This is a genomic window from Streptomyces sp. CGMCC 4.7035, assembly GCF_031583065.1.
Taxonomy (GTDB): domain Bacteria; phylum Actinomycetota; class Actinomycetes; order Streptomycetales; family Streptomycetaceae; genus Streptomyces; species Streptomyces yaanensis.
Map to the genome: position 1 here is coordinate 1,907,692 of NZ_CP134053.1, position 26,232 is coordinate 1,933,923.

Sequence of the window (26,232 nt, forward strand, 5' to 3'; positions counted from 1 at the left end):
CTTGAACGAAATTCCTGCACGCCGTGCCTCGAAGCTCACACTCAAGGCCCGTTGACTTCGAAACTTGAAGGCATAGGGTCTGCTGCGTTGCTTTTACCTTCAGGTATCGCTACTTGAGAGGGATCGCCCCCCATCCGGCAGTGTTGCCGGTGGCCCGAGGAGTTTCACGTGACCAGCACAGCGCAGGCACCCCAGCCAGGAGCCAGGACGGCTCACCCCGAACATCTCGGGCATGTCATCTTCATCGCGGCGGCGGCTGCGATGGGCGGTTTCCTCTTCGGCTACGACAGCTCCGTGATCAACGGCGCCGTCGAAGCCATCCGGGACCGCTACGACATCGGCTCCGCGGCGCTGGCCCAGGTCATCGCCATCGCCCTGATCGGCTGCGCCATCGGCGCCGCAAGCGCGGGCCGCATGGCCGACCGCATCGGCCGCATCAGGGTCATGCAGATCGCCGCCGTGCTGTTCACCGTCAGCGCCGTCGGCTCGGCGCTGCCCTTCGCGCTGTGGGACTTCGCCCTGTGGCGCGTCGTCGGCGGCTTCGCCATCGGCATGGCCTCGGTCATCGGCCCCGCCTACATAGCCGAGGTCGCCCCGCCCGCCTACCGCGGTCGCCTCGGTTCCTTCCAGCAGGCCGCGATCGTCATCGGCATCGCCATCTCGCAGCTGGTCAACTGGGGTCTGCTCAACGCGGTCGGCGGCGACCAGCGCGGCAAGCTCATGGGCTTGGAAGCCTGGCAGGTCATGCTCGGCGTCATGGTCGTCCCGGCCGTCCTCTACGGCCTGCTCTCCTTCGCGATCCCCGAGTCCCCGCGCTTCCTGATCTCCGTCGGCAAGCGGGACCGCGCCCGCGAGATCCTTGCCGAGGTCGAGGGCCAGGGTCTCGACCTGGACGCCCGCGTCGCCGAGATCGAGCACGCCATGAACAGTGAGCACAAGTCCACCTTCAAGGACCTGCTCGGCGGTGGCTTCTTCTTCAAGCCGATCGTCTGGATCGGCATCGGCCTCTCGGTCTTCCAGCAGTTCGTCGGCATCAACGTCGCGTTCTACTACTCCTCGACGCTGTGGCAGTCGGTCGGCGTCGACCCGACGGACTCGTTCTTCTACTCCTTCACGACATCGATCATCAACATCGTCGGCACCGTGATCGCGGTGATCTTCGTGGACCGCATCGGCCGCAAGCCGCTCGCCCTCATCGGGTCCATCGGCATGGCGGTCGGCCTCGCCCTGGAGGCCTGGGCGTTCTCCTACCACCTCGTCGACGGCAAGCTGCCTGCCACCCAGGGCTGGATGGCCCTGATCGCCGCCCATGTGTTCGTCCTCTTCTTCGCCCTGTCCTGGGGTGTGGTCGTCTGGGTCATGCTCGGCGAGATGTTCCCGAACAAGATCCGTGCCGCCGCCCTGGGCGTGGCCGCCGCGGCGCAGTGGATCGCCAACTGGGCCATCACCGCGAGCTTCCCGTCGCTGGCCGACTGGAACCTCTCGGTGACCTACGTGATCTACGCGGTCTTCGCCGCGCTCTCCATCCCGTTCGTCCTGAAGTTCGTCAAGGAGACGAAGGGCAAGGCCCTGGAGGAGATGGGCTGAGTCCGCCCATCGCTTCGAGCTCGAGGAGAAGGGCCAAGACCCCGCTGCCCCTCTCCTCGGATCCTGCCCCCGCCCGGCTCGGCCACCGCCCGAGCCGGGCGGGGGTGTAGGGGTGAGAGAGGCGTGATGACCGGGAGGGTCAGCCTTCCAGGCGGGGGAGCACGTTCTCGCAGAACAGGTGCAGACTGCGCCAGCCCTCGTCGAGGGGCATCCCGCCCGACAGCGGGTGCAGGACGTGATTGTCCAGGCCGAGGCCCACGCACTCGTCGGGCGTCAGAATCCGGTACACACCCTCCGCGCGCAGCTCGTCCACCGTCGTGGCCGCCGACCGCACCGCCGAGCGGATGTCGCCGGACTGCCAGGAGGCGTACGTCCGCGCCTCGTGCAGGAAGTGCTCGCCGTACTGCGCCCAGGCCCGGTCCGGGTCCTCGGCGATGTGCAGCAGCGGGGTCTCGGCGGCCGGCATCATCGTCCAGCCCTCGGTGCCGTACTCGACGAGCCGCTCCTTGTAATACGCCTCCAGCTCCGGAAGATGCGCACTCGGGAAGAAGGGCAGGCCCAGACGCGCGGCGCGGCGGGCCGCCGCCTTCGAGGAGCCGCCGACCAGCAACAGGGGGTGCGGACGGGTGTACGGGCGCGGCGTGACGCATACCGTGCGGCCCCGGTACGGGAACTCCTCGCCGGTCCACGCCTTCAGTACGGTCTCCAGAAGCTCGTCCTGGAGCGCGCCGCGCCGCTTCCACTCGACGCCGAAGAGGGCGTACTCCTCGGGCCGGTAGCCGATGCCCGCGACGGTGACCAGCCGGCCGCCGCTGAGCAGGTCAAGGACGGCGATGTCCTCCGCCAGCCGCAGCGGGTCGTGCAGCGGGCCGATGACCGCGGACACGGTCACCGCCAGCCGCCGGGTGGCGCCGAAGACCGCGCCCGCGAAGGCGAACGGCGACGGCAGCCAGTTGTTCGCGACCCCGTGGTGCTCCTCCGTCTGCACGGTGGTGATCCCGTGGTCGTCGGCGTACGCGGCCATCTCCACAGCGGCCCGGTACCGGGCACTCAGCGACGCGGGCGTGGCGCCGGGCTCGACGAGGTTGAAACGTACGACCGTGACGGGCATGGGAAAGCCCCCTTCGCCTTCGCCGGGCGGGTGTGCAGAGGGACGGTAGCTGACGAAGCGTCAGACAAACAGGGGTACGGACGCCCGGAGTCGCCGCCGAACGACCCGGTGCCTGGTCGCGCATACTGGACCCGTTATGGAATTCGTCATCCTTGCTGTAGTCATCGCCGTGGTCCTGTTCGGCGCGCTCGGCGGGCTCCTCATCAGCAGTCGGCGCAAGAAGCCACTGCCCCCGGCGCCCCCCACGACGCCCGACATCACCGCCCCTCCGGCCGAGCCGCACGTCGGCGACGAGGCCGAGACACCGCGCGACGAGGAACGCCGGACGATCGAGGAGGTGGATCTCCCAGAGGGCGCCGCTCCCGTCGCCCTCGAGGAGCCGCCCACGATCGAGGCGCCTCCGATCGAGATCCCCGAGCCCACCGCCGGCCGGCTGATCCGTCTGCGCGCCCGCCTCTCCCGATCGCAGAACGCGCTCGGCAAGGGGCTGCTCACCCTCCTGTCGCGCGAGCACCTCGACGACGAGACCTGGGAGGAGATCGAGGACACGCTGCTCACCGCCGACGTCGGCGTGCAGCCCACCCAGGAGCTGGTCGACCGGCTGCGCGAGCGGGTGAAGGTGCTCGGCACCCGCACGCCCGACGACCTGCGCGGACTGCTGCGTGAGGAGCTGCTCACGCTGGTCGGCCCCGGCATGGACCGCACCGTGCGGACCGAGCCCGAGGCCAGCAAGCCCGGCATCGTGATGGTCGTCGGTGTCAACGGCACCGGCAAGACCACCACCACCGGCAAGCTCGCCCGCGTGCTCGTGGCCGACGGCCGCACCGTCGTCCTAGGCGCCGCGGACACCTTCCGCGCCGCCGCCGCCGACCAGCTGCAGACCTGGGGCGAGCGGGTCGGCGCGTACACCGTGCGCGGCCCGGAGGGCGGCGACCCCGCCTCCGTCGCCTTCGACGCGGTCAAGGAAGGCAAGGAGATGGGCTACGACGTCGTGCTCATCGACACGGCGGGGCGTCTGCACACCAAGACCGGCCTCATGGACGAGCTGGGCAAGGTCAAGCGCGTCGTCGAGAAGCACGCCCCGCTCGACGAGGTGCTGCTCGTCCTCGACGCCACGACCGGGCAGAACGGCCTCGTGCAGGCCCGTGTCTTCGCCGAGGTCGTCGACATCACCGGCATCGTGCTCACCAAGCTCGACGGCACGGCGAAGGGCGGCATCGTCGTCGCGGTCCAGCGGGAGCTGGGCGTGCCGGTCAAGCTGGTCGGTCTCGGCGAGGGCGCCGACGACCTGGCGCCGTTCGAGCCGGAAGCGTTCGTGGATGCGCTTATCGGCGACTGAGCGTACGCACGTGTGCGGTGCGTACGTGGTCGTATCCGGGCAAGGGCCCCACTCCCTGGTGCAGAGGGAGCGGGGCCCTTCGCTGTTGCCGGTCCGGCGGACGGGACTTTCGCAACAGGCCCTATGCCCGTGACCGGTGCGCCACGTACGCCAGCGTGCCGATCAGCAGACGTGCGGCCGGTGGCTCCGTCGCCGAGTCGAGGGAGGGGGAGCGGAGCCAGCGGACCGGGCCCAGACCGCCGCGGTCCGAGGGCGGGGCCGTGATGTGGGAGCCCGGGCCCAGGGCGTGCAGGTCGAGGGACGCGTCGTCCCACGCCATCCGGTAGAGCAGCTCGGGCAGCTCGGCCGTGGAGCCTGGGGCGACGAAGAAGTGGGCGCGGCCGTCCGGGGTGGCCGTCACCGGGCCGAGCGGGAGTCCCATGCGTTCGAGGCGGACCAGTGCGCGCCGCCCGGCCGCCTCGGCGACCTCGATCACATCGAACGCACGGCCGACCGGCAGCATCACCGCGGCGCCCGGCACCTCGGCCCAGGCCTCGGTCGCCTCGTCGAGCGTGGCGCCGGCCCGCACGACGGGCGCGAAGTCCAGCGGATGCGCGCCGGGCACGGCACAGTCCGCCCTGCCGCACGAGCATGCCCCCGCGGCCGCCCGTGCGCCGGGCACCACGTCCCAGCCCCACAAGCCCGTGTACTCCGCCACGGCGAGGCAGTCCGACGAGCGGCTCCGGCGTCGTGCGCCGGGCCGGATTTCGCGGATTCCCCGCGTACCGCCGATCGTGAAGCCCATGCCCCCTCCAACGGGTCCGGCGTGCCGGTGGTTACGCGACGGAATCAGAAAGTTACCCTGCGTTCCCATCCGTCGTTCGTCGCCCCGGCTCGGGCGGCGCTCAGTCGCGTCCGGGGTGGTGCGTTCGGCAACGCGCGCCGCCGAGTGCCACGCTCCACCCGCTGCTGTTCGTCATGTGTCAAGTGAATCGCGCGGAGGCGACCGTGAGTTCATTCGATGGGGTGGCGAATGGTGGCGTTTCTGGAATCGCCATGGCTGGACGGGTGATCGTAGGATTACTTTGAGTGCACGAGTCCTGGGGACGCACGCACTCGTGGGTATGCCGGAGGCAAGTCGGGTTCCCGTCCGAAGGGTGACAAGTGCCGGACGCGGGGCTGTAGGCACCGGCATTCTGGTAGGGCTTGGCGCACACAGTGCACAAGTGGTTTCAGGGATGGGGGCGTTCCAGTGGGCGAGAACGGCGGAAGCGGGACGAACGCTGACAAGCGCCCCAATGAGCTGCTCGGCTCGTGGTTCGTGCGCAGCGGCTGGTCGAAGGGTGAGCTGGCGCGGCAAGTGAACCGCAGGGCCCGCCAGTTGGGGGCCAACCACATCTCCACGGACACCTCACGGGTGCGCCGCTGGCTCGACGGGGAGAATCCGCGCGAGCCGATCCCGCGGATCCTCTCGGAGCTGTTCTCCGAGCGGTTCGGCTGCGTGGTCGCCGTCGAGGACCTCGGCCTGCGCACCGCCCACCAGTCACCCTCCGTGTCCGGAGTCGACCTGCCCTGGACGGGCCCGCAGACGGTGGCGTTGATCAGCGAGTTCTCGCGCAGCGACCTGATGCTGGCGCGGCGCGGCTTCCTCGGGACCTCGCTGGCCCTGTCCGCGGGCCCGTCCCTCATCGAGCCCCTGCAGCGCTGGCTCGTGCCGGGTTCGACCACGTCGCGCGGTGAGCCCGAGCCCGCGCTCGCCTCGCGTCGCGGCGGCCGGCTCTCCAAGCCCGAGCTGGACCTCCTGGAGACCACCATCGTGATGTTCCGGCAGTGGGACGCCCAGTGCGGCGGGGGTCTGCGCCGCAAGGCGGTCGTCGGCCAACTGCACGAGGTCACCGACCTCCTCCAGGAACCCCAGCCCGAGGCCACCGCCAAACGCCTGTTCAAGGTCGCCGCGGAGCTGGCCGAACTGGCCGGCTGGATGAGCTACGACGTGGGACTGCAACCCACCGCGCAGAAGTACTTCGTCCTCGCCCTGCACGCCGCCAAGGAGGCGGGCGACAAGCCGCTCGGCTCGTTCATCCTCTCCAGCATGAGCCGCCAGATGATCCACCTCGGCCGGCCCGACGACGCCCTGGAACTCATCCACCTCGCCCAGTACGGCAGCCGGGACTGCGCGAGTCCGCGCACCCAGGCCATGCTGTATGCGATGGAGGCCCGCGCGTACGCGAACATGGGTCAGCCCGGTAAGTGCAAGCGCGCCGTCCGGCTGGCCGAGGACACCTACGCCGACGCGATCGAGCTCGCAGAGCCCGAGCCCGACTGGATCCGCTTCTTCTCCGAGCCCGAACTGCACGCCGAGAACTCCCACTCCTACCGCGACCTCGCCTATGTCGCCGGCCGCAGCCCCGCCTACGCATCCCTCGCCGAGCCCCTGATGCAGAAGGCCGTCGACGGCTTCGCCGGGGACAGTGAGCACCAGCGGTCGTACGCACTCAATCTCATCGGCATGGCCACCGTGCATCTTCTTCAGCGCGAGCCCGAGCAGAGTGCGGTACTGGCCACGAAGGCCATGGAAATCGCGCGAAAAGTGCGGTCGGAACGGGTTAACACTCGTATTCGAAAGACCGTCGACACGGCCGTACGCGATTTCGGTGATCTTGCCGAGGTCGTCGAATTGACCGACCGGCTCGCCACCCATCTTCCCGAGACCGCCGAGGCGGTCTGACCCTCCCGGGCCCACGGAACCCAAGGGCCCCCTCGGACCCCGGCCGCGGCCGCCATCCCGAACTGCCCGACTCGGCTCCCCCATGCCAGGTCATCGGATGGCCGCCGCGGCCGGCCGCGTATTTTCGCGCCCGAACCGGCTTTTCGCGCCCGAACCGGCGCCGCTCCGGGGGCCCGGCCGATCTCCCGTGAGCGCTCCTCGATCGAAGCCGTGATGCCATTCATCGAAGGTTGCGCCACGATAACGATCAGCGCGGCCCGCATCCGGCAGTTCATCAATGCGTAACACGAATGGCGCCTTCGTCACTGCGGCGAAACATCGAGGGGTGCCGACCGAAACCGCGCTGCGCCAATCTCATGGCGCATAACCGGCCCACCCCTCATGACCGGACCTCTTTCAGGCTTCGCCCGCACGGGGCCGTACCAACCGACGAGGAGACGCCGATGGCACCAGCCATCACGCTTGCCGCGGAGGCACCCAAGCTGTCCTCCGCGAACACAGGCTTCATGCTGATCTGTTCCGCCCTGGTGATGCTCATGACTCCGGGCCTGGCCTTCTTCTACGGAGGCATGGTCCGCGTCAAGAGCACCCTGAACATGCTGATGATGAGCTTCATCAGCCTGGGGATCGTCACCATCCTGTGGGTGCTGTACGGCTTCTCCCTTGCCTTCGGTACCGACTCCGGCAGCATCATCGGCTGGAACTCGGACTGGGTGGGGCTCAGCAACATCGGCCTGACGGAACTGTGGGACGGCTACACCATCCCGATCTTCGTCTTCATGGTCTTCCAGCTGATGTTCGCGATCATCACGCCCGCACTGATAAGCGGCGCCCTCGCTGACCGCGTCAAGTTCAGCGCCTGGGCCCTGTTCATCGCCCTGTGGGCCACGGTCGTCTACTTCCCGGTCGCCCACTGGGTCTGGGGCGCCGGCGGCTGGGCCTTCGAGCTCGGTGTGATCGACTTCGCCGGTGGTACGGCGGTGCACATCAACGCCGGTGCCGCGGCGCTCGGCGTGATCCTGGTCATCGGCAAGCGCGTCGGCTTCAAGAAGGACCCGATGCGCCCGCACAGCCTCCCGCTGGTCATGCTCGGCGCCGGTCTGCTGTGGTTCGGCTGGTTCGGCTTCAACGCCGGTTCGTGGCTCGGCAACGACGACGGCGTCGGTGCGCTGATGTTCGTCAACACGCAGGTCGCCACCGCCGCCGCCATGCTGGCCTGGCTCGCCTACGAGAAGATCCGCCACGGCGCGTTCACCACGCTGGGCGCCGCCTCCGGTGCCGTCGCCGGTCTGGTCGCCATCACCCCGTCCGGTGGTGCGGTCTCCCCGCTCGGCGCGATCGCCGTCGGCGTCATCGCCGGTGTCGCCTGCGCCGCGGCCGTCGGCCTGAAGTTCAGGTTCGGCTACGACGACTCCCTCGACGTCGTCGGCGTCCACATGGTCGGCGGCATCATCGGCTCCCTGCTCATCGGCTTCTTCGCCACCGGCAAGGGCCAGTCGACCGCGACGGGCGTCTTCTACGGCGACCACTCCTTCACCCAGCTGTGGAAGCAGTGCGCCGGTGTCGGCGCGGTCCTCGCCTACTCCCTGGTCGCCTCCGCGATCCTCGCCTTCCTCCTCGACAAGACGATCGGTATGCGCGTCACCGAGGACGAGGAAGTGGCCGGCATCGACCAGGCCGAGCACGCCGAGACCGCATACGACTTCAGCGGCGCGGGCGGCGGTGTCGCCGGGACCGTCGCAGCCTCGGCCCTGGCCGCCACGCAGACCAAGAAGGTGGACGCATGAAGCTCATCACCGCCGTCGTCAAGCCCCACCGGCTCGACGAGATCAAGGAGGCCCTCCAGGCCTTCGGAGTCCACGGTCTGACGGTCACCGAGGCGAGCGGCTACGGTCGTCAGCGGGGCCACACCGAGGTCTACCGCGGCGCCGAGTACACGGTCGACCTCGTCCCCAAGATCCGTATCGAGGTGCTGGTCGAGGACGACGACGCCGAGCAGCTGATCGACGTCATCGTCAAGGCGGCCCGCACCGGCAAGATCGGTGACGGCAAGGTCTGGTCCATCCCGGTCGAGACAGCCGTCCGGGTCCGGACGGGCGAGCGCGGCCCCGACGCGCTGTAAGGCACCAAGGAACAGGAGTCGCTGGGTGACGAGTACGGACGTACGTACGGAAGCAGAGGACTCGGGACCCAGCGGCTACGCGGCGGCCCGGCTGCGCCTCCTCCAGGAGGGGGCGCGGTCCGGGCCGCCGCGCCGTGCGGCCCTGGCGGAACTGACCGACGACTGGCTCACGGAACTGTTCACCGCGGGCGCCGAGGGACTGCGCGGCGTCTCCCTGGTCGCGGTCGGCGGCTACGGCCGCGGCGAGCTGTCCCCCCGCAGCGACCTCGATCTGCTCCTGCTGCACGACGGCAGCGACAGCAAGGCGGTCGCCGCCCTCGCCGACCGCATCTGGTATCCGGTCTGGGACCTCGGCCTCGCCCTCGACCACTCCGTCCGCACCCCGGCGGAGGCCCGCAAGACGGCGGGCGAGGACCTCAAGGTGCAACTCGGCCTGCTGGACGCGCGGCACCTGGCGGGCGACCTCGGTCTTACGGCGGGACTGCGTACGGCCGTCCTGGCGGACTGGCGCAACCAGGCGCCGAAACGTCTCCCCGAGCTCCAGGAACTGTGCGCCGAACGGGCCGAGCGGCAGGGCGAGCTCCAGTACCTGCTGGAACCGGACCTCAAGGAGGCACGGGGCGGGCTGCGCGACGCCACGGCCCTGCGCGCGGTCGCCGCCTCCTGGCTCGCGGACGCCCCGCGTGAGGGACTGGCGGACGCCCGCCGCAGGCTCCTGGACGTACGGGACGCGCTGCATCTGACCACCGGGCGCGCCACCGACCGGCTGGCACTTCAGGAACAGGATCAGGTCGCAGCCGAGCTCGGCCTGCTGGACGCCGACACGCTGCTGCGGCAGGTGTACGAGGCGGCGCGGGTCATTTCGTATGCGAGTGACGTGACGTGGCGCGAGGTGGGGCGCGTCCTGCGGTCGCGCGCCGTGCGGCCGCGACTGCGCGCCATGCTCGGCGGCGGCAAACCGGTCGCGGAGCGGTCCCCGCTCGCCGAAGGCGTGGTCGAACAGGACGGCGAGGTGGTGCTCGCACGCGCCGCACGCCCCGAGCGCGACTCCGTGCTCCCCTTGCGCGCCGCGGCCGCCGCCGCCCAGGCAGGCCTTCCGCTCTCCCTGCACGCCGTGCGCCGCATGGCCGGCGCCGCACGCCCGCTGCCCACACCGTGGCCCGCCGAGGCACGCGAACAGCTCGTGACCCTGCTGGGCTCCGGCCGTCCGACCATCGACGTCTGGGAGGCCCTGGAGGCCGAGGGTCTCATCACCCGTCTGCTGCCCGACTGGGAGCGTGTGCGCTGCCGCCCGCAGCGCAACGCCGTACACGTCTGGACCGTCGACCGGCACCTGATCGAGACGGCCGTGCGCGCCTCCGAGCTGACCCGCCGCGTCGGCCGCCCCGACCTCCTCCTGGTCGCCGCGCTCCTGCACGACATCGGCAAGGGCTGGCCCGGCGACCACTCCGTCGCGGGCGAGATCATCGCCCGGGACGTGGCGGGCCGCATCGGCTTCGACCGCGACGACGTCGCCGTCCTCGCCACCCTCGTACGGCACCACCTGCTGCTCGTCGAGACGGCCACCCGGCGCGACCTGGAGGACCCGGCCACCGTCCGCTCGGTCGCCGAGGCCGTCGGCTCGCAGAGCACGCTGGAGCTGCTGCACGCGCTGACCGAGGCCGACGCGCTGGCCACCGGTCCCGCGGCCTGGTCGTCCTGGCGGGGCGCGCTGGTGACCGACCTGGTCAAACGAGTCTCGGCGGTCCTCGCCGGCGACGAGCCCGCCGACCCGGAGGCCGCCACGCCCACCGCCGAGCAGGAGCGGCTCGCCATCGAGGCGTTCCGCACGGGCAGCCCGGTCCTCGCGCTGCGCGCGCAGACCGAGCCGCCGGCCGAGGAGCCGCCCGGCGAACCGGAGCCCCTCGGCGTGGAGCTGCTCGTCGCCGTACCGGACCAGCCCGGCGTGCTGCCCGCGGTGTCGGGCGTCCTGGCCATGCACCGCCTCACCGTCCGCACGGCGGAGCTGCGCGCTCTGGACCTCCCGGACGGCGTCCACGAAGGCTCGGTGCTGCTGCTCGACTGGCGGGTCGCGGCCGAGTACGGCTCCCTGCCACAGGCGGCCCGGCTGCGTGCCGACCTCGTACGGGCCCTGGACGGCTCCCTGGACATCGCGGCGCGCCTGGCGGAGCGGGACGCGGCCTACCCCCGCCGCCGGGGCGTGGTGGCACCTCCGCCGCGTGTCACGGTGGCTCCCGCGGCCTCCCGGCACGCCACGGTGATCGAGGTACGGGCCCAGGACGCACCGGGGCTGCTCTTCCGGATCGGGCAGGCGCTGGAGAAGTCGGGGGTGCGGGTGCGCAGCTCCCATGTGTCCACGCTCGGCGCGAACGCGGTCGATGCCTTTTATGTGACCACGGCCACGGGGGCGCCTCTGCCGGGGGAGGAGGCGGCTTCGGTGGCGCGGGCGCTGGAGGAGGCGTTGCGGGCGTGACTGTGCGGTCACCCCTTGCGTTGATCGGGTGTGCTCCCCGCCGGTGCGGGGTTGGTCCGCCCGCGCAGCATGTGCTCAAGGTCGTCGAAGCGTGCTCCCCGCCCATGCGGGGATTCCGCCCCCGTCCGCTGAACCAGCGGACGGGGGCGATTTGCTTGCGCGGCCGGATACCCTTGAGGACACACCCGAAATGCCCCCGACACCGAGGACCGACGCCGCCGTGTTCGATACTCTCTCCGATCGCCTCTCAGCGACTTTCAAGAACCTGCGCGGCAAGGGGCGCCTCAGTGAGGCGGACATCGACGCGACTGCACGCGAGATCCGCATCGCGCTCCTCGAAGCGGACGTCGCGCTGCCGGTCGTCCGGACGTTCATCAAGAACGTCAAGGAGCGCGCACTCGGGGCCGAGGTCTCCAAGGCCCTGAATCCGGCCCAACAGGTCCTCAAGATCGTCAACGACGAGCTGGTCACCATCCTCGGTGGCGAGACCCGCCGTCTGCGCTTCGCCAAGCAGCCCCCGACCGTGATCATGCTCGCGGGTCTCCAGGGCGCCGGTAAGACCACCCTCGCGGGCAAGCTCGGCCGGTGGCTCAAGGAGCAGGGCCACTCGCCGCTGCTGGTCGCCGCCGACCTCCAGCGTCCGAACGCGGTCAACCAGCTCAGCGTCGTCGCCGAGCGCGCCGGAGTCGCGGTGTACGCGCCGGAGCCGGGCAACGGCGTCGGCGACCCGGTCAAGGTCGCCAAGGACTCGATCGACTTCGCGAAGAGCAAGGTCCACGACATCGTGATCGTGGACACCGCGGGCCGTCTCGGCATCGACCAGGAGATGATGCAGCAGGCCGCGGACATCAGGGATGTCATCAGCCCTGACGAGATCCTCTTCGTCGTCGACGCGATGATCGGTCAGGACGCGGTCAACACGGCCGAGGCCTTCCGTGACGGCGTCGGCTTCGACGGTGTGGTCCTCTCCAAGCTCGACGGTGACGCCCGCGGTGGTGCGGCCCTGTCGATCCGGCAGATCACCGGCAAGCCGATCATGTTCGCGTCGAACGGCGAGAAGCTCGACGACTTCGACGCCTTCCACCCGGACCGGATGGCCTCCCGCATCCTCGACATGGGTGACCTGCTCACCCTGATCGAGCAGGCGGAGAAGACGTTCAGCCAGGAAGAGGCCCAGAAGATGGCCTCCAAGCTGGCGTCGAAGAAGGGCCAGGACTTCACCCTGGACGACTTCCTGGCCCAGATGGAGCAGGTCAGGAAGATGGGCAGCATCAGCAAGCTGCTCGGCATGCTCCCGGGCATGGGCCAGATCAAGGACCAGATCAACAACCTCGACGAGCGCGACGTCGACCGCATCGGCGCGATCATCAAGTCGATGACCCCGGGCGAGCGCCAGGACCCGACGATCATCAACGGTTCGCGCCGCGCCCGTATCGCCAAGGGTTCCGGTGTCGAGGTCAGCGCCGTCAAGGGACTCGTCGAGCGGTTCTTCGAGGCGCGCAAGATGATGTCCCGCATGGCCCAGGGCGGCGGCATGCCCGGCATGCCGGGGATCCCGGGCATGGGCGGCGGCCCCGGCCGGCAGAAGAAGCAGCCCAAGCAGGCCAAGGGCAAGCAGCGCTCCGGCAACCCGATGAAGCGCAAGCAGCAGGAGCTGGAGGCGGCCCAGCGCCGCGAGGCCGCGGCCCAGGGCCAGGGCGCGTTCGGGCTGCCGCAGCAGGGCGGACAGGAGTTCGAGCTGCCGGACGAGTTCAAGAAGTTCATGGACTGACGCTCACGAACGTTCGTTCCATGCGTCACTGAGGGCGCCTCTCTTCGTGGGAGGCGCCCTCAGCGCGTGCCGGTGCCTGGATGGTGTCGTACTGTCCGATATATGAGCAATGCTGCGCCGCCACGCAAGACCCCGGAGCAGCCGTGGCGCACCGAGGGCACCCCGGAGGAGCCGCCCAGGCGACCGCGCGGTCGGAAGATGCGCAGTGGCTGGTGGGGCCTGCTCGTCGCCGCAGTGGTCGTCTTCGCCGCTGCCTACCTTTCGCTGACCTACTTCAATCAGGGCAACGAGCCCACGATCGCGTACACCGAGTTCAGCAAGCAGGTCGGGGACGGCAACGTCTCCAAGATCTACTCCAAGGGCGACGCGATCCAGGGGCAGCTCAAGAGCGCACGGCAAAAGCCCGGCGGCGGGAAGTACACCAAGTTCAAGACGCAGCGCCCGGCCTTCGCGGACGACAAGCTCTGGCAGAACCTGAGCAAGCACAACGTCACGGTGACCGCGCAGCCGGTGGTCCAGGAGCGCGGCTTCGTGTACAACCTGCTGCTCTCCCTCGCGCCGTTGGTGATCCTGGTCGCGCTGTGGGTCTTCTTCGCGCGGCGGTTGCGTACGGGCTTCGGGGCAGGGGGCATGCTCGGCCGCAAGGCGCCGCCCAAACCGGTCGAGCTCCAGCCGGGCACCCAGCGCACGACGTTCGCCGACGTGGCCGGCATCGACGAGGTCAAGGGTGAACTGGACGACGTCGTCGACTTCCTCGAACACCCGGACGCCTACCGCAGCATGGGTGCGAAGATGCCCCGCGGCGTGCTGCTGACGGGCCCACCGGGCACCGGCAAGACGCTGCTCGCGCGGGCGGTGGCGGGCGAGGCGGGCGTGCCGTTCTTCTCCGCCTCCGCCTCCGAGTTCATCGAGATGATCGTCGGCGTCGGAGCGTCCCGGGTCCGGGAGCTGTTCGCCGAGGCCCGCAAGGTGGCCCCCTCGATCATCTTCATCGACGAGATCGACACGATCGGGCGACAGCGGGGCGGCGGCCCGTCGGTGAGCGGCCACGACGAGCGCGAGCAGACGCTGAACCAGATCCTCACCGAGATGGACGGCTTCTCCGGCTCCGAGGGCGTGATCGTCATCGCGGCGACGAACCGCGCCGACATCCTCGACCCGGCACTGACCCGGCCCGGACGCTTCGACCGGGTGGTCAGCGTCTCACCGCCGGACCGCGGCGGCCGTCAGGCGATCCTGAAGATCCACACGCGGGACATCCCGCTCGCCCAGGACGTGGACCTGGCCCAGGTGGCCCGTACGACGCCGGGCATGACGGGCGCGGACCTGGCCAACCTCGCCAACGAGGCGGCCCTCCTCGCGGTCAAGCGCAAGCAGGAGCGGGTGACGCAGTCGGATCTGTCGGAGGCGCTGGCGAAGGTGCAGCTGGGTGCCGAACGCCCGCTCGTGATGCCGGAGGAGGAGCGCCGGCGCACCGCGTACCACGAGAGCGGGCACGCCCTGCTGGGCATGCTGCAACCGGGCGCCGACCCGGTGCGCAAGGTCACGATCGTGCCGCGCGGCCGGGCACTCGGGGTGACGCTCTCGACCCCCGAGGCCGAGAGGTACTCGTACACGGAGGAGTATCTGCGCGGCCGCATCATCGGAGCCCTGGGCGGCATGGCCGCGGAGCAGGTGATCTTCGGCGTCGTCACCACCGGCTCCGAGAACGACCTCGAACAGGTCACCAACATCGCCCGCGGCATGGTCGCCCGCTGGGGCATGAGCGAACGGGTGGGCCGTCTGTCGGCGCTGCCCAACGACGCGCAGCAGACGTACGGCCTGGCGGCGGCCCCGCAGACGCTGGATGCGATCGAGGGCGAGATGCGCCGCATCGTGGACGACTGCTACGAGGAGGCGTGCCGCAAACTCCTGGAACACAGGAGCCAACTGGACGCGCTGGCGGAGGCGCTCCTGGCCAACGAGACGCTGGAGGAGGCGGAGGCGTACCGGATCGCGGGGATCCTGCGCCTGCGGAAGGACGATTGAGCGATCCGGGCGTCGTCCGGGGACGCGCGTGGTCGCTGGGGCGCGCTGCTGGTCCAGGGAGCGCGGGGTCGGCCGGGGACCGATGGTCCGGGGGAGGTGGTCCGGGGAAGGTGCGAGACCGGCGCGTGGTCGTCTAGGGGATGCGGGCGATCAGATAGCGGAACACGTTCGGCATCCACACCGTTCCGTCCGCCCGCTGGTGCGGGTGCAGCGCCTCCGTGAGTTCCTTGTCGACCTGTTCCTGGTCCGTCGCGTCGAGGGCCCCGTCGAAGAACCCCGTCGACAGCATCCCGCGTACCGCGCTGTCCAGGTCGGCGTACCCGAAGGGACAGGCGACGCGTCCCGATCCGTCCGGCCGCAGCCCGGAGCGCCGTGCCGCCTCCTCCAGGTCGTCGCGACGGGCGGGGCGCCAGTTGCCCGTACCGCGCTCGGGATCGGCCGGTTTGGCGGCGACGCGGAGCACGGACGAGGTGCTGCAACGTTCCGGCGGACCCCATCCGGTGAGCACCACCAGCGACCCGTGCTCGGCGAGCGGCATGGCCGCCGCGAGCTGTTCCACGAGGCCCTCCAGGTCGCCGTCCACGCAGCCGATGGGCTCGAAGGCGCACACCAGGTTGTACGCGGGCTCTCCGGTGGCGGGCGTCGCGTCCTGTGGGCGGCCGTCGACGAGCCGGGCGGCCGCACGCGCGCGCGTGCCCCACGTCTCGGGCATCAGCCGCTCGCGGGCGAGGGCCAGCCGCTCGCGCGCACCGCGGTGGACACCGGTGACCGAGGCACCCCGGGAGACAGCCATCAGCAGCGCCAGGCCCGAACCGCACCCGAGCCCCAGCAGCCGCGTCCCGGAGCCCACTTCGAGCCGCTCGTAGACGGCCTCGTAGAGCGGCACGAGCATCCGCTCCTGTATCTCGGCCCAGTCACGCGCGCGTGCACACCGGTCCACGCGAGGAGCAGGTCCCGCGTGGGGGTGGTGCTGCCGCACGGCCGTAGGTGTCATCGAAAGCGCCCCAATCCGCCCAGAGTTGCCGCTGTGTCAGATTCCGTAGCCCCCGTGACGTGCGTGCGCACTTCCCCCGCAGCACCCGTAAGCCAGGAAACTCCGCGCCCGTCGTGGCGTCCAGGGGTTGCGGCTCACTCCTTGTGAGCCGTCCGCGCGCCCCCGGACCCACCCCGGGGCGATAAATGACGCACGGCCCGGCGAGGTGCCCCCGTAGCATCGCGCCATGGCGAAGACACCCGTTCTCACACCCCGCGCGGACGACTTCCCGCGCTGGTACCAGGACCTGGTCGGCAAGGCGGAACTGGCCGACAACGGGCCGGTGCGCGGCACCATGGTCATCCGACCGTACGGGTACGGTCTGTGGGAGCGGATGCAGGCGGAGATGGACGCCCGCATCAAGGAGACGGGCACCCAGAACGCGTACTTTCCCCTTCTGATCCCCCAGTCGTACCTCACTCGCGAGGCCGACCACGTCGAGGGCTTCGCGCCCGAACTCGCCGTGGTCACGCACGGCGGAGGCAAGGAGCTGGAGGAGCCCGCGGTCGTCCGCCCCACCTCCGAGACCATCATCAACGAGTACTTCTCCAAGTGGGTGCAGAGCTACCGTGACCTGCCCCTGCTGATCAACCAGTGGGCGAACGTGGTCCGTTGGGAGCTGCGGCCCCGCCTGTTCCTGCGCACCTCCGAGTTCCTGTGGCAGGAGGGACACACCGCGCACGCCACGTACGAGGAGGCCCGTGACTTCGCCGCGCGCATCCAGCGCGACATCTACGGGGACTTCCTTGAGAACGTCCTCGCGACCGACTTCGTGGCCGGGCGCAAGACGGTCAAGGAGCGCTTCGCCGGTGCCATCAACACCCTCACGCTCGAAAGCATGATGGGCGACGGCAAGGCCCTCCAGATGGTCACCAGCCATGAGCTGGGGCAGAACTTCGCCAAGGCGTTCAACACCCGCTACCTGTCGAAGGGCGGCACGCAGGAATACGTCTGGCAGACCTCATGGGGCTCGACCACGCGCATGATCGGTGCCCTGGTGATGACGCACGGTGACGACAACGGCCTGCGGGTCCCGCCGCGCCTGGCGCACATCCAGGCCGTCGTCCTCGCGATCAAGGGTGACGAAGCGGTTCTGGCCAAGGTCCGCGAACTCGGCGATCAGCTGAAGGCCGCGGGCGTACGCGTCCAGGTGGACGACCGCACCGACACCCCGTTCGGCCGCCGCGCCGTCGACTGGGAACTCAAGGGCGTGCCCGTACGCATCGAGATCGGCCCCCGTGACCTGGAGAACGGCACGGCGATGCTGGCCCGCCGTATCCCTGGGGGAGACAAGGAGCCGGTGGCGATCGAGTCCCTCGTACGCCTGCTTCCCGGGATTCTCGAAGAGGACCAGGAACTGCTCCTGAAGCAGTCGCGTGAGCGCCGTCAGGCCCGCACGGCGGACGTGTCGACGATCGACCAGGCCGTCGAGGCGGCGACGGCGGGCGGCTGGGCGCGCATCCCGTGGGCCGTCCTCGGCGAGGACGGCGAGGTCAAGCTGGCCGAGCACGGGGTGACCGTACGGTGTCTGGTCGCCGAGGACGGGTCGGTTCCTGACGCCGACGACGCGCCGGGTAACGTCGCGGTCGTCGCGCGCGCTTACTGAGGTACGGACCGAGGCGCGGGGAGAGCGGCCGAAACGCCTCTTGCGCATCTGCAGACCACAGGCGCCCCGGCGCGCGGAGTTCTTCTACGCGCCGGGGCGTAGCCGGGTCGTGCGCGTCGCTACGCACCGGCTTGGTATGAGCTGTGAGGCTTCTCCACAGATCGGCGCACGCGCCCTCGTCAGGACGCATCAGTGGCAACTGACGGGTAAGTGCAAATTATTTGGGATGCCCCGGAATAGGAACACGGGGGGCCTCAGGCTCGTTGTCATTACGTGAGCACGACACCACCTGTTCTCGCCGCAGAGCTGGCGCAGGCGTGGGCCGATATTCAACGGCACCACCCCGAGCTGCCGGATCTTGCCGCGCCCGAGTCCCTGATCGGAGAGTCGTCGTCCGCCTGTGGACACGAACTCTCTTTCGAGCGACTGCTGCATGAGGCAGTCCACGGCATCGCCGCCGCCCGCGGAGTCCGCGACACCTCCCGAGCCGGCCGGTACCACAACCGCAGATTCCTCGCGATCGCCGAGGAGCTGGGCCTGGACCACCCCGAGGAGCCACACCCCAGCAGTGGCTTCTCCCTGGTCACGCTCAACCCCGAGGCGAAACGGCGCTACCGCCCGACCATCGAGCGGCTCCAGCGCGCACTCAAGGCCCACTCGGCGGCGACGGCCGCGGACACGGCCCGCACGTTCCGGGGCCCGGCCGCCCGCCACGGCTCCTCCGGAGGCGGCGTCCGCGTCAAGGCGGTCTGCGACTGCGGCCGCAACGTCCGCGTGGTCCCGTCGGTCCTGGCCCAGGCCCCGATCGTCTGCGGCGGCTGCGGAAAGCCGTTCCGCATTCCCGAGGCAGTGGGAGCGGCGGCAAGCTGAGCCGCGGCCGCTCGTGGCGGCCGTAGTCAGTGAGCCGAGTCGTACGTAGCTGCGGGTAATCGTCGTGCCGCTGGGGCGGCACGGGGTGGACGCCGGGGTACCCCTGCTCGAAGAGCCTGGGGAGGCACCCTGTGAGCGCCGGGTGGCGTGGTCAACGCCCGGGGGACCCCGGCGCCGGGTGCCTCTTTGTCGTGCCCGCACGCATGCCCGCACGCATCATCGGCGCACCCTCGGCCAGAGGCGACCCGCAGGGTGTGGCACAATGGCTAGCTGTACTCGACAGCCGCACAGGACCCCTCTCTCCTCCGGCTGACGCGTCCATCGGGCACTCGGGTACCGCAACCCCACGCGGCAATTCCGCCGTGCCCAACCACGTCAAATCCAGGAGAACCCACTCCCGTGGCAGTCAAGATCAAGCTGAAGCGTCTGGGCAAGATCCGTTCGCCTCACTACCGCATCGTCGTCGCCGACTCCCGTACCCGCCGTGACGGCCGGGCGATCGAGGAGATCGGCAAGTACCACCCGACGTACAACCCGTCGGTCATCGAGGTCAACGCCGAGCGCGTGGCGTACTGGCTCTCCGTCGGCGCCCAGCCGACCGAGCCCGTGCTCGCCATCCTCAAGAAGACCGGCGACTGGCAGAAGTTCAAGGGCGAGCCCGCCCCGGCGCCGCTGCTGGTGGCCGCGCCCAAGGCCACGCGTCCGTCGTTCGAGGCGCTCAGCGGTGAGGACGAGGGCAAGGGTGAGGCCATCACCCAGAAGAAGAAGGCTGAGAAGAAGGACGAGGCCGCTGCCGAGTCCGAGTCGACCGAGGCCTGAGCAGCATGCTCGAAGAGGCGCTCGAGCACCTCGTGAAGGGCATCGTCGACAACCCTGACGATGTGCAGGTGGCTTCGCGCAACCTGCGCCGCGGGCGGGTGCTCGAGGTCCGGGTCCACCCCGACGACCTCGGCAAGGTGATCGGTCGCAACGGCCGCACCGCACGCGCCCTGCGCACCGTCGTGGGCGCCATCGGCGGCCGCGGTGTCCGTGTCGACCTCGTCGACGTGGACCACGTCCGCTGACGCTTTTGCAGCACCGGCTCGGGCCGGGGAGGGCCACTGGGCCGTCCCCGGCCCGTAGTCGTATGACAGGAGATCTAGCACAGTGCAGCTGGTAGTCGCACGGATCGGCCGCGCCCACGGAATCAAGGGCGAGGTCACCGTCGAGGTGCGTACCGATGAGCCCGAGCTGAGGCTGGCACCGGGCGCGGTGCTGGCCACCGAGCCCGCCTCGGCCGGACCGCTGACCATCGAGACCGGCCGCGTACACAGCGGCCGCCTTCTGCTGCGGTTCGAGGGCGTGAGCGACCGCAACGCCGCCGAGGCGCTGCGCAACACCCTGTTGATCGCCGAGGTCGACCCGGACGAACTGCCCGAGGGCGAGGACGAGTACTACGACCACCAGCTCATGGACCTGGACGTGGTGACCAAGGACGGCGTGGAGGTCGGCCGGATCACCGAGATCTCGCATCTGCCCACGCAGGACCTGTTCGTGGTCGAGCGGCCCGACGGGACCGAGGTGATGATCCCCTTCGTCGAGGAGATCGTCACCGAGATCGACCTGGAGGAGCAGCGGGCCGTCATCGATCCCCCGCCCGGGCTGATCGACGACCGGGCGGAGATCGCCTCGTCGAGGGACGACAGCGCGAGGAACGACAGCGCGGGGGACGACAGCGCATGAGGCTCGACGTCGTCACGATCTTCCCCGAGTACCTGGAACCGCTGAACGTCTCCCTCGTCGGCAAGGCACGCGCGCGTGGACAGCTCGACGTCCACGTGCACGATCTGCGGTCCTGGACGTACGACCGCCACAACACCGTCGACGACACGCCGTACGGCGGCGGCCCCGGCATGGTCATGAAGACGGAGCCCTGGGGCGGGGCGCTGGACGACATCCTGGCCGACGGGTACGAGACCGGTTCCTCGGCACCCGCTCTGATCGTCCCCACGCCCAGCGGGCGTCCCTTCACCCAGGAGCTCGCCGTCGAGCTCTCCGAACGCCCGTGGCTGATCTTCACGCCCGCCCGCTACGAGGGCATCGACCGCCGCGTCATCGACGAGTACGCGACCCGGATACCCGTGTACGAGGTGTCCATCGGCGACTACGTCCTGGCCGGCGGCGAGGCGGCCGTCCTGGTCATCACGGAGGCGGTGGCCCGGCTGCTGCCGGGCGTCCTGGGCAACGCCGAGTCCCACCAGGACGACTCGTTCGCGCCGGGCGCGATGGCCAACCTCCTGGAGGGGCCCGTCTACACCAAGCCGCCGGCCTGGCGCGGCCGGGAGATCCCGGAGGTGCTGCTCAGCGGCCACCACGGAAAGATCGCCCGCTGGCGCCGGGACGAGGCGCTGCGGCGGACCACGGCCAACCGGCCTGATCTGATCGAGCGTTGCGACCCCTCGGCCTTCGACAAGAAGGACCGCGAGATGCTCTCCATCCTGGGCTGGGCGCCGGATCCGGACGGCGAGCCGTACGGTCGATTTTGGCGCAGGCCAGAGGGCGTGGAAGAATAGCGAGCTGTTGTCCGCCGTCCGGTGTGCGCCCCTGCCACGGGGGGACACGACGCCCGCCCCGACGCGGCCGACGAACCTCTTACCGAGAAACTACTTCCCGTCGATGACCTGTGGCATCGGCGAAGAAAGCAGACGAAATGTCTCACCTGCTCGACTCCGTCGACGCCGCGTCGCTGCGCAGCGACATCCCGGCCTTCCGCCCGGGTGACACCGTCAACGTCCACGTCCGCGTCATCGAGGGCAACCGCTCCCGTGTGCAGCAGTTCAAGGGCGTTGTGATCCGTCGCCAGGGTGCCGGCGTGCGCGAGACCTTCACGGTCCGCAAGGTCTCCTTCTCTGTCGGCGTCGAGCGCACCTTCCCGGTGCACACCCCGATCGTCGAGAAGATCGAGCTCGTCACCAAGGGTGACGTGCGCCGCGCCAAGCTGTACTACCTGCGCGAGCTGCGCGGCAAGGCGGCGAAGATCAAGGAGAAGCGCGAGAACTGAGTTCTCGGGCCGACCGCGATCGAGCCGGCACAAGGGGTCCACAGGGGGGCCGGATAGCATCTGGCCCCGATGGACACCGAAGCACAGCACGTGGAGCGCGACCGCTCCTCCGACCCCGTCGAATCCGAGGACACCTCGGAGGCACCGGGTCCGGAGGAACGGTCGCGCTTTGCGTTGGTCTCCCGGATCACCGACTGGCTGCCCGGCGGCCGGATCACCCTGACCGTGCTGGTCTGCCTGCTGTTTCTCCTCGGCCTCAGCACGTTTGTCACACAGCCGTTCGTCATCCCCAGCGGCTCGATGGAGCGCGGATTGAGGGTTGGGGACCGCGTGCTCGTAAATAAGTTGGCGTACCGTTTCGGATCGAAGCCGCAGCCGGGAGACGTCGTCGTCTTCGACGGCACCGGGTATTTCGGGAACGCCGACTACATCAAGCGCGTGGTCGGCGTGGGCGGAGACCACCTGGTCTGCTGCGACAAGAAGGGGAGGCTCGAGGTGAACGGCCGGTCGGTCGACGAGTCGTCGTTTCTGTACCCCGGGAACAGCCCGTCCGACGTCTCCTTCGACGTCGTCGTGCCCGACGGCACGCTCTTCGTGCTCGGTGACCACCGTGCCGACTCCAGCGACTCCCGCGACCATCTGGGTTCGCCCGGCGGCGGGATGATCCCCCTCGGCGCCGTGATCGGCAGGGCCGACTGGCTCATCTGGCCCTCCGCGCACTGGAAGCACCTCACCCGTCCCGGCGCCTACGCGCGCGTGCCCGCCCGCGTCCCGGAGGCGAACGAGCCGAACCGTGCGGACGGTGCCCATGGGTAACCGTGGCAAACGGCGCGGCATGCCGACCGACACCGCCGCCCAGAACCTCCTGCCCACCGGCTCCCGGCGGGCAGGAGGCGGTGGTCCCACCGGGCGCAGCCGGGCCGAGCGGCGCAAGCTCCAGCGCAAGGTCAAGCGCAAGAGAAGGCGTTCCGCGGTCAAGGAGATACCTCTCCTCGTCGGCGTCGCCGTTCTCATAGCACTGGTCCTGAAGACGTTCCTGGTGCAGGCCTTCGTGATCCCGTCCGGCTCCATGGAGAACACGATCCAGATCGGTGACCGTGTCCTCGTCGACAAGCTGACCCCGTGGTTCGGCTCCAAGCCGCAGCGCGGCGATGTGGTCGTCTTCAAGGACCCCGGCAACTGGCTCGCGGGCGAGAAGACGACCAAGAAGAACGACCCCGTCGTCGTCAAGCAGATCAAGGAGGGGCTCACCTGGATCGGTTTGCTGCCCTCCGACAACGACAAGGACCTCATCAAGCGGGTCGTCGCGGTCGGCGGAGACACCGTCAAGTGCTGTGACACCCAGGGTCGCGTGACCGTCAACGGCATGCCCTTGAGCGAGCCGTACATTCACCCGGGGAACAAACCTTCCGACTTTTCCTTCTCGGTGACCGTGCCTCAGGGCCGTCTGTGGGTCATGGGTGACCACCGCGCCAACTCGGCCGACTCGCGGTACCACCGCACCGAGCAGTTCAGCGGTACGGTCTCCGAGGAGTCCGTCGTCGGCCGTGCCATGGTCATCGCCTGGCCCCTCGGGCACTGGACGCGGCTGAAGGAGCCGGACACGTATACGTCGGTGCCGAGCGGGTCGACCACCGCACTCGGCCCGTCGCATAGGGTGGCCTCCGCGGATCGATATGGATTGATCCCCCTCCCGAGCCCTGCGGAACTCCCGCTCGTTATGGGAGTGGTGGGCCTGCGTCGACTGGGGCGCCGGCGGCGGTACGGAGTGAGGAGTGGATGTGGGGGATTTGGCGGTCGGCGCACGGTCCGGACACGATGGTCCCGAAGACAGGCCGGTGCAACCCGACGAGGCGGCTTCCCCGGCCGCGGCAGGCCACGCCGGCTCCGGGAGCGGCTCCGCGGACGGCGACACGCAGGGGGGCGGCGATCAGGCCGGCCCGCCGAAGAAGCAGCGCTCCTTCTGGAAGGAGCTTCCGCTCCTCGTCGGTATCGCGCTGGTGCTCGCGCTGCTGATCAAGACATTCCTGGTGCAGGCGTTCTCGATCCCCTCGGACTCGATGCAGAACACCCTCCAGCAGGGTGACCGCGTCCTCGTCGACAAGCTGACCCCGTGGTTCGGCTCCGAGCCTTCGCGCGGCGAGGTGGTCGTCTTCCACGACCCGGACAACTGGCTCAGGGGCGAGCCCACCACCACCCCGAACGCCATCCAGACGGCCCTGAGCTGGATCGGCCTGATGCCGTCCGCCGAGGAGAAGGACCTCATCAAGCGGGTCATCGGTGTCGCCGGCGACACCATCGAGTGCAAGGACACGGGCCCGCTGCTGGTCAACGGCAAGGCGCTGAACGAGCCTTACGTGTACCCCGGCAACACCCCGTGCACCCTCGACGACCAGGGCGGCCAGTTCAAGGTCACGGTTCCCCCGGGCAAAATCTGGGTCATGGGTGACCACCGGCAGAACTCGCTGGACTCCCGCTACCACCAGACGGACAGGAACGGCGGCTTCGTGCCCGTGGACAACGTCGTCGGCCGCGCCATCGTGGTCGCCTGGCCGCCCACCCGCTGGAACACGCTGCCCATCCCGGACACCTTCGACCAGGGACTCAGTGTGGCGGCGCCCGGAGCGCTCGGCCTGACGGGCGCGGTGCCGCTGGTGCTGTGGCGCAGGCGGCGCGACACCGCGCGCCTTACCGCCGGAAACCCGAGGGTTTCTGGCAGCGGTACCGCCGGGTAGGGTGCCGTCCCAGATCGCCGATCTTCCGTGGCCCGGCAGCGGGCCGCGGGATCGATCTCCGAACTGGGAGCACTGGGATGAGCGGGACTGGTCGTAAAGAGGGCCGCGGACGGCTCGGCAGCACGCTGTCGGGGATGGCCGTGGCCCTCGGCTGTGTGCTCTTCCTCGGCGGGTTCGGCTGGGCCGCGATCGTCTACAAGCCGTACACCGTGCCGACCGACTCCATGTCGCCCACCATCGTCGCCGGTGACCGGGTCCTCGCGCAGCGCGTCGACGGCGCGGACATCAAGCGCGGTGACGTCGTCGTCTTCAGGCAGAAGAGCTGGGGCGACATGCCCATGGTCAAGCGGGTCGTGGCGGTCGGCGGCGACACGGTCGCCTGTTGCACCGACGGCAAGCTCACCGTCAACGGCAAGCGCATCCAGGAGCCGTACCTGCCGAAGGGCCAGGCCGCCGAGTGGAAGTCGATCCCGAGTGTCACCGTTCCCGAGGGGCGGCTGTTCCTCCTCGGTGACGAGCGCAGTGGCTCCCTCGACTCCACGGCCCACCTGACGGAGGCCTTCAGCGGCACGGTCCCGCGCAGCGCGGTGGACGCCCGCGTGGACGCCGTGGTGTGGCCGATGAACGGGATGCTGGCCCGTCCGACGGGCTTCGAGACGCTCGGCCCGCTCTCGTCGCCCGGACCCCTGCGGCTGATCCTCGGGGCGGTCGTGGCGGGCGTGGTGCTGGTGCTGGGCGGTGCGGCGTACGGCCCGATCGCGGGACTCGCCGGACGGAAGCGCACGAGCGCGGTGCGGACGGAGCCGGCCGGTGTCCGCTGAGGCGTCCGCGTCCTCGTCCGCGTCCTCGTCTTCTTACTCGTCCCCGCACGGGTCGTACGAGTCTGCCGCGGGCGAGGGCGGCGCGCGGGACACGTACGAAGGCGGGCTGCGCAAGGTGGCGCGGGTCGTACTCCTGGACCCGCAGGACCGCATCCTGTTGCTGCACGGCCACGAGCCGGACGATCCGGCGGACGACTGGTGGTTCACCCCCGGCGGTGGCCTGGAGGGCGACGAGACGCGCGAGCAGGCCGCACTGCGGGAGCTCGCCGAGGAGACCGGCATCACGGATGTGGAACTGGGCCCGGTGCTGTGGCGGCGCACCTGCTCGTTTCCGTTCGCCGGCCGCCGCTGGGACCAGGACGAGTGGTACTACCTGGCCCGTACGGCCCAGACGGCGACCGCCGCGCTCAGCCTGACGGATCTGGAAAAGCGCAGTGTCGCGGGAGCACGGTGGTGGACGTGCCGGGAACTGGCCGAGGCGCATGAGACGGTGTATCCGACGAGACTCGCCGAGCTGCTGCGCACGCTGCTCGACGAAGGTCCCCCGGCCAGACCCGAGGTCCTCGACACAGAAATCGTCTAGAGGCTCACGGGACTGGCGCACAATAGTGGGATCGCACGGCTGAAGGGGAACATGCCATGAGCGCCGAGGACCTCGAGAAGTACGAGACCGAGATGGAGCTGAAGCTCTACCGGGAGTACCGCGACGTCGTCGGTCTGTTCAAATATGTGATTGAGACCGAACGGCGCTTCTACCTCACCAACGACTACGAGATGCAGGTGCACTCGGTCCAGGGCGAGGTGTTCTTCGAGGTGTCCATGGCGGACGCCTGGGTGTGGGACATGTACCGGCCTGCTCGCTTCGTGAAGCAGGTACGGGTGCTCACATTCAAGGATGTGAACATTGAGGAGCTGAACAAGAGCGATCTGGAGCTTCCCGGCGGGTGACGGGCGGCTCCGCACCCATGAGGGTGGCGGGCAGGTCCGCC

Annotated in this window: 23 protein-coding genes and 1 pseudogene; 21 read left to right on the forward strand and 3 right to left on the reverse strand. The window is 69.8% G+C overall.

Going from position 1 to position 26,232, the window contains the following annotated elements:
* Window positions 1-168 precede the first annotated feature (168 nt).
* Window positions 169-1,587, forward strand: coding sequence for a sugar porter family MFS transporter (locus Q2K21_RS08045; protein ID WP_310767919.1), 1,419 nt, complete (start codon window positions 169-171; stop codon window positions 1,585-1,587).
* A 139-nt stretch (window positions 1,588-1,726) separates the two neighbouring features.
* On the opposite strand, the gene Q2K21_RS08050 is transcribed toward Q2K21_RS08045, so the two are convergent.
* Window positions 1,727-2,698 (reverse strand): LLM class flavin-dependent oxidoreductase, encoded by a 972-nt coding sequence (locus Q2K21_RS08050; RefSeq protein ID WP_310767923.1) that lies wholly within the window; start codon window positions 2,696-2,698, stop codon window positions 1,727-1,729.
* A gap of 136 nt (window positions 2,699-2,834) precedes the next feature.
* Here Q2K21_RS08050 and ftsY point away from each other — a divergent pair, with 136 nt between their 5' ends.
* Complete coding sequence (gene ftsY, locus Q2K21_RS08055; protein WP_310767926.1) at window positions 2,835-4,037, forward strand: signal recognition particle-docking protein FtsY; 1,203 nt, start codon at window positions 2,835-2,837, stop codon at window positions 4,035-4,037.
* A gap of 121 nt (window positions 4,038-4,158) precedes the next feature.
* Here the strand turns inward: ftsY and Q2K21_RS08060 are convergent, their stop codons facing one another.
* Complete coding sequence (locus Q2K21_RS08060; RefSeq protein ID WP_310767929.1) at window positions 4,159-4,821, reverse strand: bifunctional DNA primase/polymerase; 663 nt, start codon at window positions 4,819-4,821, stop codon at window positions 4,159-4,161.
* Between the two features lie 447 nt (window positions 4,822-5,268).
* Between Q2K21_RS08060 and nsdA the strand changes: the two genes are divergently transcribed.
* The 6 genes from nsdA (at window position 5,269) to ftsH (ending at window position 15,138) form a co-directional block, all read left to right on the forward strand.
* Window positions 5,269-6,744 (forward strand): transcriptional repressor NsdA, encoded by a 1,476-nt coding sequence (nsdA, locus tag Q2K21_RS08065; RefSeq protein WP_310767932.1) that lies wholly within the window; start codon window positions 5,269-5,271, stop codon window positions 6,742-6,744.
* Between the two features lie 443 nt (window positions 6,745-7,187).
* Window positions 7,188-8,531 carry an ammonium transporter gene (locus Q2K21_RS08070; protein WP_310767935.1) on the forward strand — a complete coding sequence of 448 codons (1,344 nt, stop codon included), beginning with the start codon at window positions 7,188-7,190 and terminating at the stop codon, window positions 8,529-8,531.
* Complete coding sequence (locus Q2K21_RS08075) at window positions 8,528-8,866, forward strand: P-II family nitrogen regulator (RefSeq protein ID WP_310767938.1); 339 nt, start codon at window positions 8,528-8,530, stop codon at window positions 8,864-8,866. Before Q2K21_RS08070 ends, Q2K21_RS08075 begins: the two co-directional genes overlap by 4 nt.
* Window positions 8,867-8,891: 25 nt before the next feature.
* Window positions 8,892-11,339: a [protein-PII] uridylyltransferase gene (locus Q2K21_RS08080; RefSeq protein WP_310767941.1), complete on the forward strand. Its 2,448-nt coding sequence runs from the start codon at window positions 8,892-8,894 to the stop codon at window positions 11,337-11,339.
* Between the two features lie 220 nt (window positions 11,340-11,559).
* Window positions 11,560-13,110, forward strand: a complete 1,551-nt coding sequence (gene ffh, locus Q2K21_RS08085; RefSeq protein WP_310767943.1) for a signal recognition particle protein — start codon at window positions 11,560-11,562, stop codon at window positions 13,108-13,110.
* Window positions 13,111-13,212: 102 nt separating this feature from the next.
* Window positions 13,213-15,138 (forward strand): ATP-dependent zinc metalloprotease FtsH, encoded by a 1,926-nt coding sequence (gene ftsH, locus Q2K21_RS08090; RefSeq protein ID WP_310767946.1) that lies wholly within the window; start codon window positions 13,213-13,215, stop codon window positions 15,136-15,138.
* A 133-nt stretch (window positions 15,139-15,271) separates the two neighbouring features.
* Here ftsH and Q2K21_RS08095 read toward each other — a convergent pair whose 3' ends face one another.
* The gene (locus Q2K21_RS08095) at window positions 15,272-16,132 is read right to left on the reverse strand and encodes an SAM-dependent methyltransferase (protein ID WP_310767949.1); all 861 of its coding nucleotides are present in this window, start codon (window positions 16,130-16,132) and stop codon (window positions 15,272-15,274) included.
* A 226-nt stretch (window positions 16,133-16,358) separates the two neighbouring features.
* On the opposite strand from Q2K21_RS08095, the gene proS reads away from it, so the two are divergent.
* The 13 genes and pseudogenes from proS to Q2K21_RS08160 all read left to right on the forward strand — a co-directional run bounded on the left by proS (window position 16,359) and on the right by Q2K21_RS08160 (window position 26,191).
* Window positions 16,359-17,777 (forward strand): proline--tRNA ligase, encoded by a 1,419-nt coding sequence (gene proS / locus Q2K21_RS08100; RefSeq protein ID WP_310767952.1) that lies wholly within the window; start codon window positions 16,359-16,361, stop codon window positions 17,775-17,777.
* A 273-nt stretch (window positions 17,778-18,050) separates the two neighbouring features.
* Entirely contained in the window at window positions 18,051-18,647 is a 597-nt protein-coding gene (locus tag Q2K21_RS08105) for a hypothetical protein (protein WP_310767955.1), read from the forward strand.
* 399 nt (window positions 18,648-19,046) lie between these two features.
* Window positions 19,047-19,466, forward strand: a complete 420-nt coding sequence (gene rpsP / locus Q2K21_RS08110; RefSeq protein WP_310767958.1) for a 30S ribosomal protein S16 — start codon at window positions 19,047-19,049, stop codon at window positions 19,464-19,466.
* Window positions 19,467-19,471: 5 nt separating this feature from the next.
* Window positions 19,472-19,711, forward strand: coding sequence for an RNA-binding protein (locus tag Q2K21_RS08115; RefSeq protein ID WP_003973401.1), 240 nt, complete (start codon window positions 19,472-19,474; stop codon window positions 19,709-19,711).
* Window positions 19,712-19,793: 82 nt separating this feature from the next.
* On the forward strand, window positions 19,794-20,369 hold the full coding sequence (gene rimM / locus Q2K21_RS08120) for a ribosome maturation factor RimM (RefSeq protein ID WP_310768018.1): 576 nt from the start codon (window positions 19,794-19,796) through the stop codon (window positions 20,367-20,369).
* Window positions 20,366-21,199, forward strand: coding sequence for a tRNA (guanosine(37)-N1)-methyltransferase TrmD (trmD, locus tag Q2K21_RS08125; protein ID WP_310768021.1), 834 nt, complete (start codon window positions 20,366-20,368; stop codon window positions 21,197-21,199). The genes rimM and trmD overlap by 4 nt, the downstream gene beginning before the upstream one ends.
* Before the next feature lie 137 nt (window positions 21,200-21,336).
* Entirely contained in the window at window positions 21,337-21,687 is a 351-nt protein-coding gene (rplS, locus tag Q2K21_RS08130) for a 50S ribosomal protein L19 (protein WP_310768024.1), read from the forward strand.
* 69 nt (window positions 21,688-21,756) lie between these two features.
* A complete protein-coding gene (gene lepB / locus Q2K21_RS08135) occupies window positions 21,757-22,503 on the forward strand; it encodes a signal peptidase I (protein ID WP_310768028.1) in 747 nt (248 codons plus the stop codon).
* Window positions 22,496-23,581, forward strand: a pseudogene (gene lepB / locus Q2K21_RS08140) (signal peptidase I); the annotation flags it as partial. The gene lepB (Q2K21_RS08135) and the pseudogene lepB (Q2K21_RS08140), both read left to right, overlap by 8 nt.
* Window positions 23,469-24,422, forward strand: a complete 954-nt coding sequence (gene lepB, locus Q2K21_RS08145; RefSeq protein WP_310768031.1) for a signal peptidase I — start codon at window positions 23,469-23,471, stop codon at window positions 24,420-24,422. The pseudogene lepB (Q2K21_RS08140) and the gene lepB (Q2K21_RS08145), both read left to right, overlap by 113 nt.
* A 77-nt stretch (window positions 24,423-24,499) precedes the next feature.
* Window positions 24,500-25,243 carry a signal peptidase I gene (gene lepB / locus Q2K21_RS08150; protein ID WP_310768035.1) on the forward strand — a complete coding sequence of 248 codons (744 nt, stop codon included), beginning with the start codon at window positions 24,500-24,502 and terminating at the stop codon, window positions 25,241-25,243.
* Between the two features lie 106 nt (window positions 25,244-25,349).
* Complete coding sequence (locus Q2K21_RS08155; protein WP_310780702.1) at window positions 25,350-25,826, forward strand: NUDIX hydrolase; 477 nt, start codon at window positions 25,350-25,352, stop codon at window positions 25,824-25,826.
* Window positions 25,827-25,882: 56 nt separating this feature from the next.
* Entirely contained in the window at window positions 25,883-26,191 is a 309-nt protein-coding gene (locus Q2K21_RS08160; RefSeq protein ID WP_003965949.1) for a DUF2469 domain-containing protein, read from the forward strand.
* The last annotated feature ends 41 nt before the right edge of the window (window positions 26,192-26,232 follow it).

Excerpts from the sequence above, each read along its gene's own strand:
- proS (WP_310767952.1), top strand. The coding sequence starts at position 16,359 with ATGGCGAAGACACCCGTTCTCACACCCCGCGCGGACGACTTCCCGCGC.
- Q2K21_RS08050 (WP_310767923.1), bottom strand. The coding sequence starts at position 2,698 with ATGCCCGTCACGGTCGTACGTTTCAACCTCGTCGAGCCCGGCGCCACG.
- Q2K21_RS08095 (WP_310767949.1), bottom strand. The coding sequence starts at position 16,132 with ATGACACCTACGGCCGTGCGGCAGCACCACCCCCACGCGGGACCTGCT.
- Q2K21_RS08075 (WP_310767938.1), top strand. The coding sequence starts at position 8,528 with ATGAAGCTCATCACCGCCGTCGTCAAGCCCCACCGGCTCGACGAGATC.
- ftsH (WP_310767946.1), top strand. The coding sequence starts at position 13,213 with ATGAGCAATGCTGCGCCGCCACGCAAGACCCCGGAGCAGCCGTGGCGC.
- Q2K21_RS08070 (WP_310767935.1), top strand. The coding sequence starts at position 7,188 with ATGGCACCAGCCATCACGCTTGCCGCGGAGGCACCCAAGCTGTCCTCC.
- trmD (WP_310768021.1), top strand. The coding sequence starts at position 20,366 with ATGAGGCTCGACGTCGTCACGATCTTCCCCGAGTACCTGGAACCGCTG.
- lepB (WP_310768035.1), top strand. The coding sequence starts at position 24,500 with ATGAGCGGGACTGGTCGTAAAGAGGGCCGCGGACGGCTCGGCAGCACG.
- rplS (WP_310768024.1), top strand. The coding sequence starts at position 21,337 with ATGTCTCACCTGCTCGACTCCGTCGACGCCGCGTCGCTGCGCAGCGAC.
- lepB (WP_310768028.1), top strand. The coding sequence starts at position 21,757 with ATGGACACCGAAGCACAGCACGTGGAGCGCGACCGCTCCTCCGACCCC.
- ftsY (WP_310767926.1), top strand. The coding sequence starts at position 2,835 with ATGGAATTCGTCATCCTTGCTGTAGTCATCGCCGTGGTCCTGTTCGGC.
- Q2K21_RS08160 (WP_003965949.1), top strand. The coding sequence starts at position 25,883 with ATGAGCGCCGAGGACCTCGAGAAGTACGAGACCGAGATGGAGCTGAAG.
- Q2K21_RS08060 (WP_310767929.1), bottom strand. The coding sequence starts at position 4,821 with ATGGGCTTCACGATCGGCGGTACGCGGGGAATCCGCGAAATCCGGCCC.
- Q2K21_RS08115 (WP_003973401.1), top strand. The coding sequence starts at position 19,472 with ATGCTCGAAGAGGCGCTCGAGCACCTCGTGAAGGGCATCGTCGACAAC.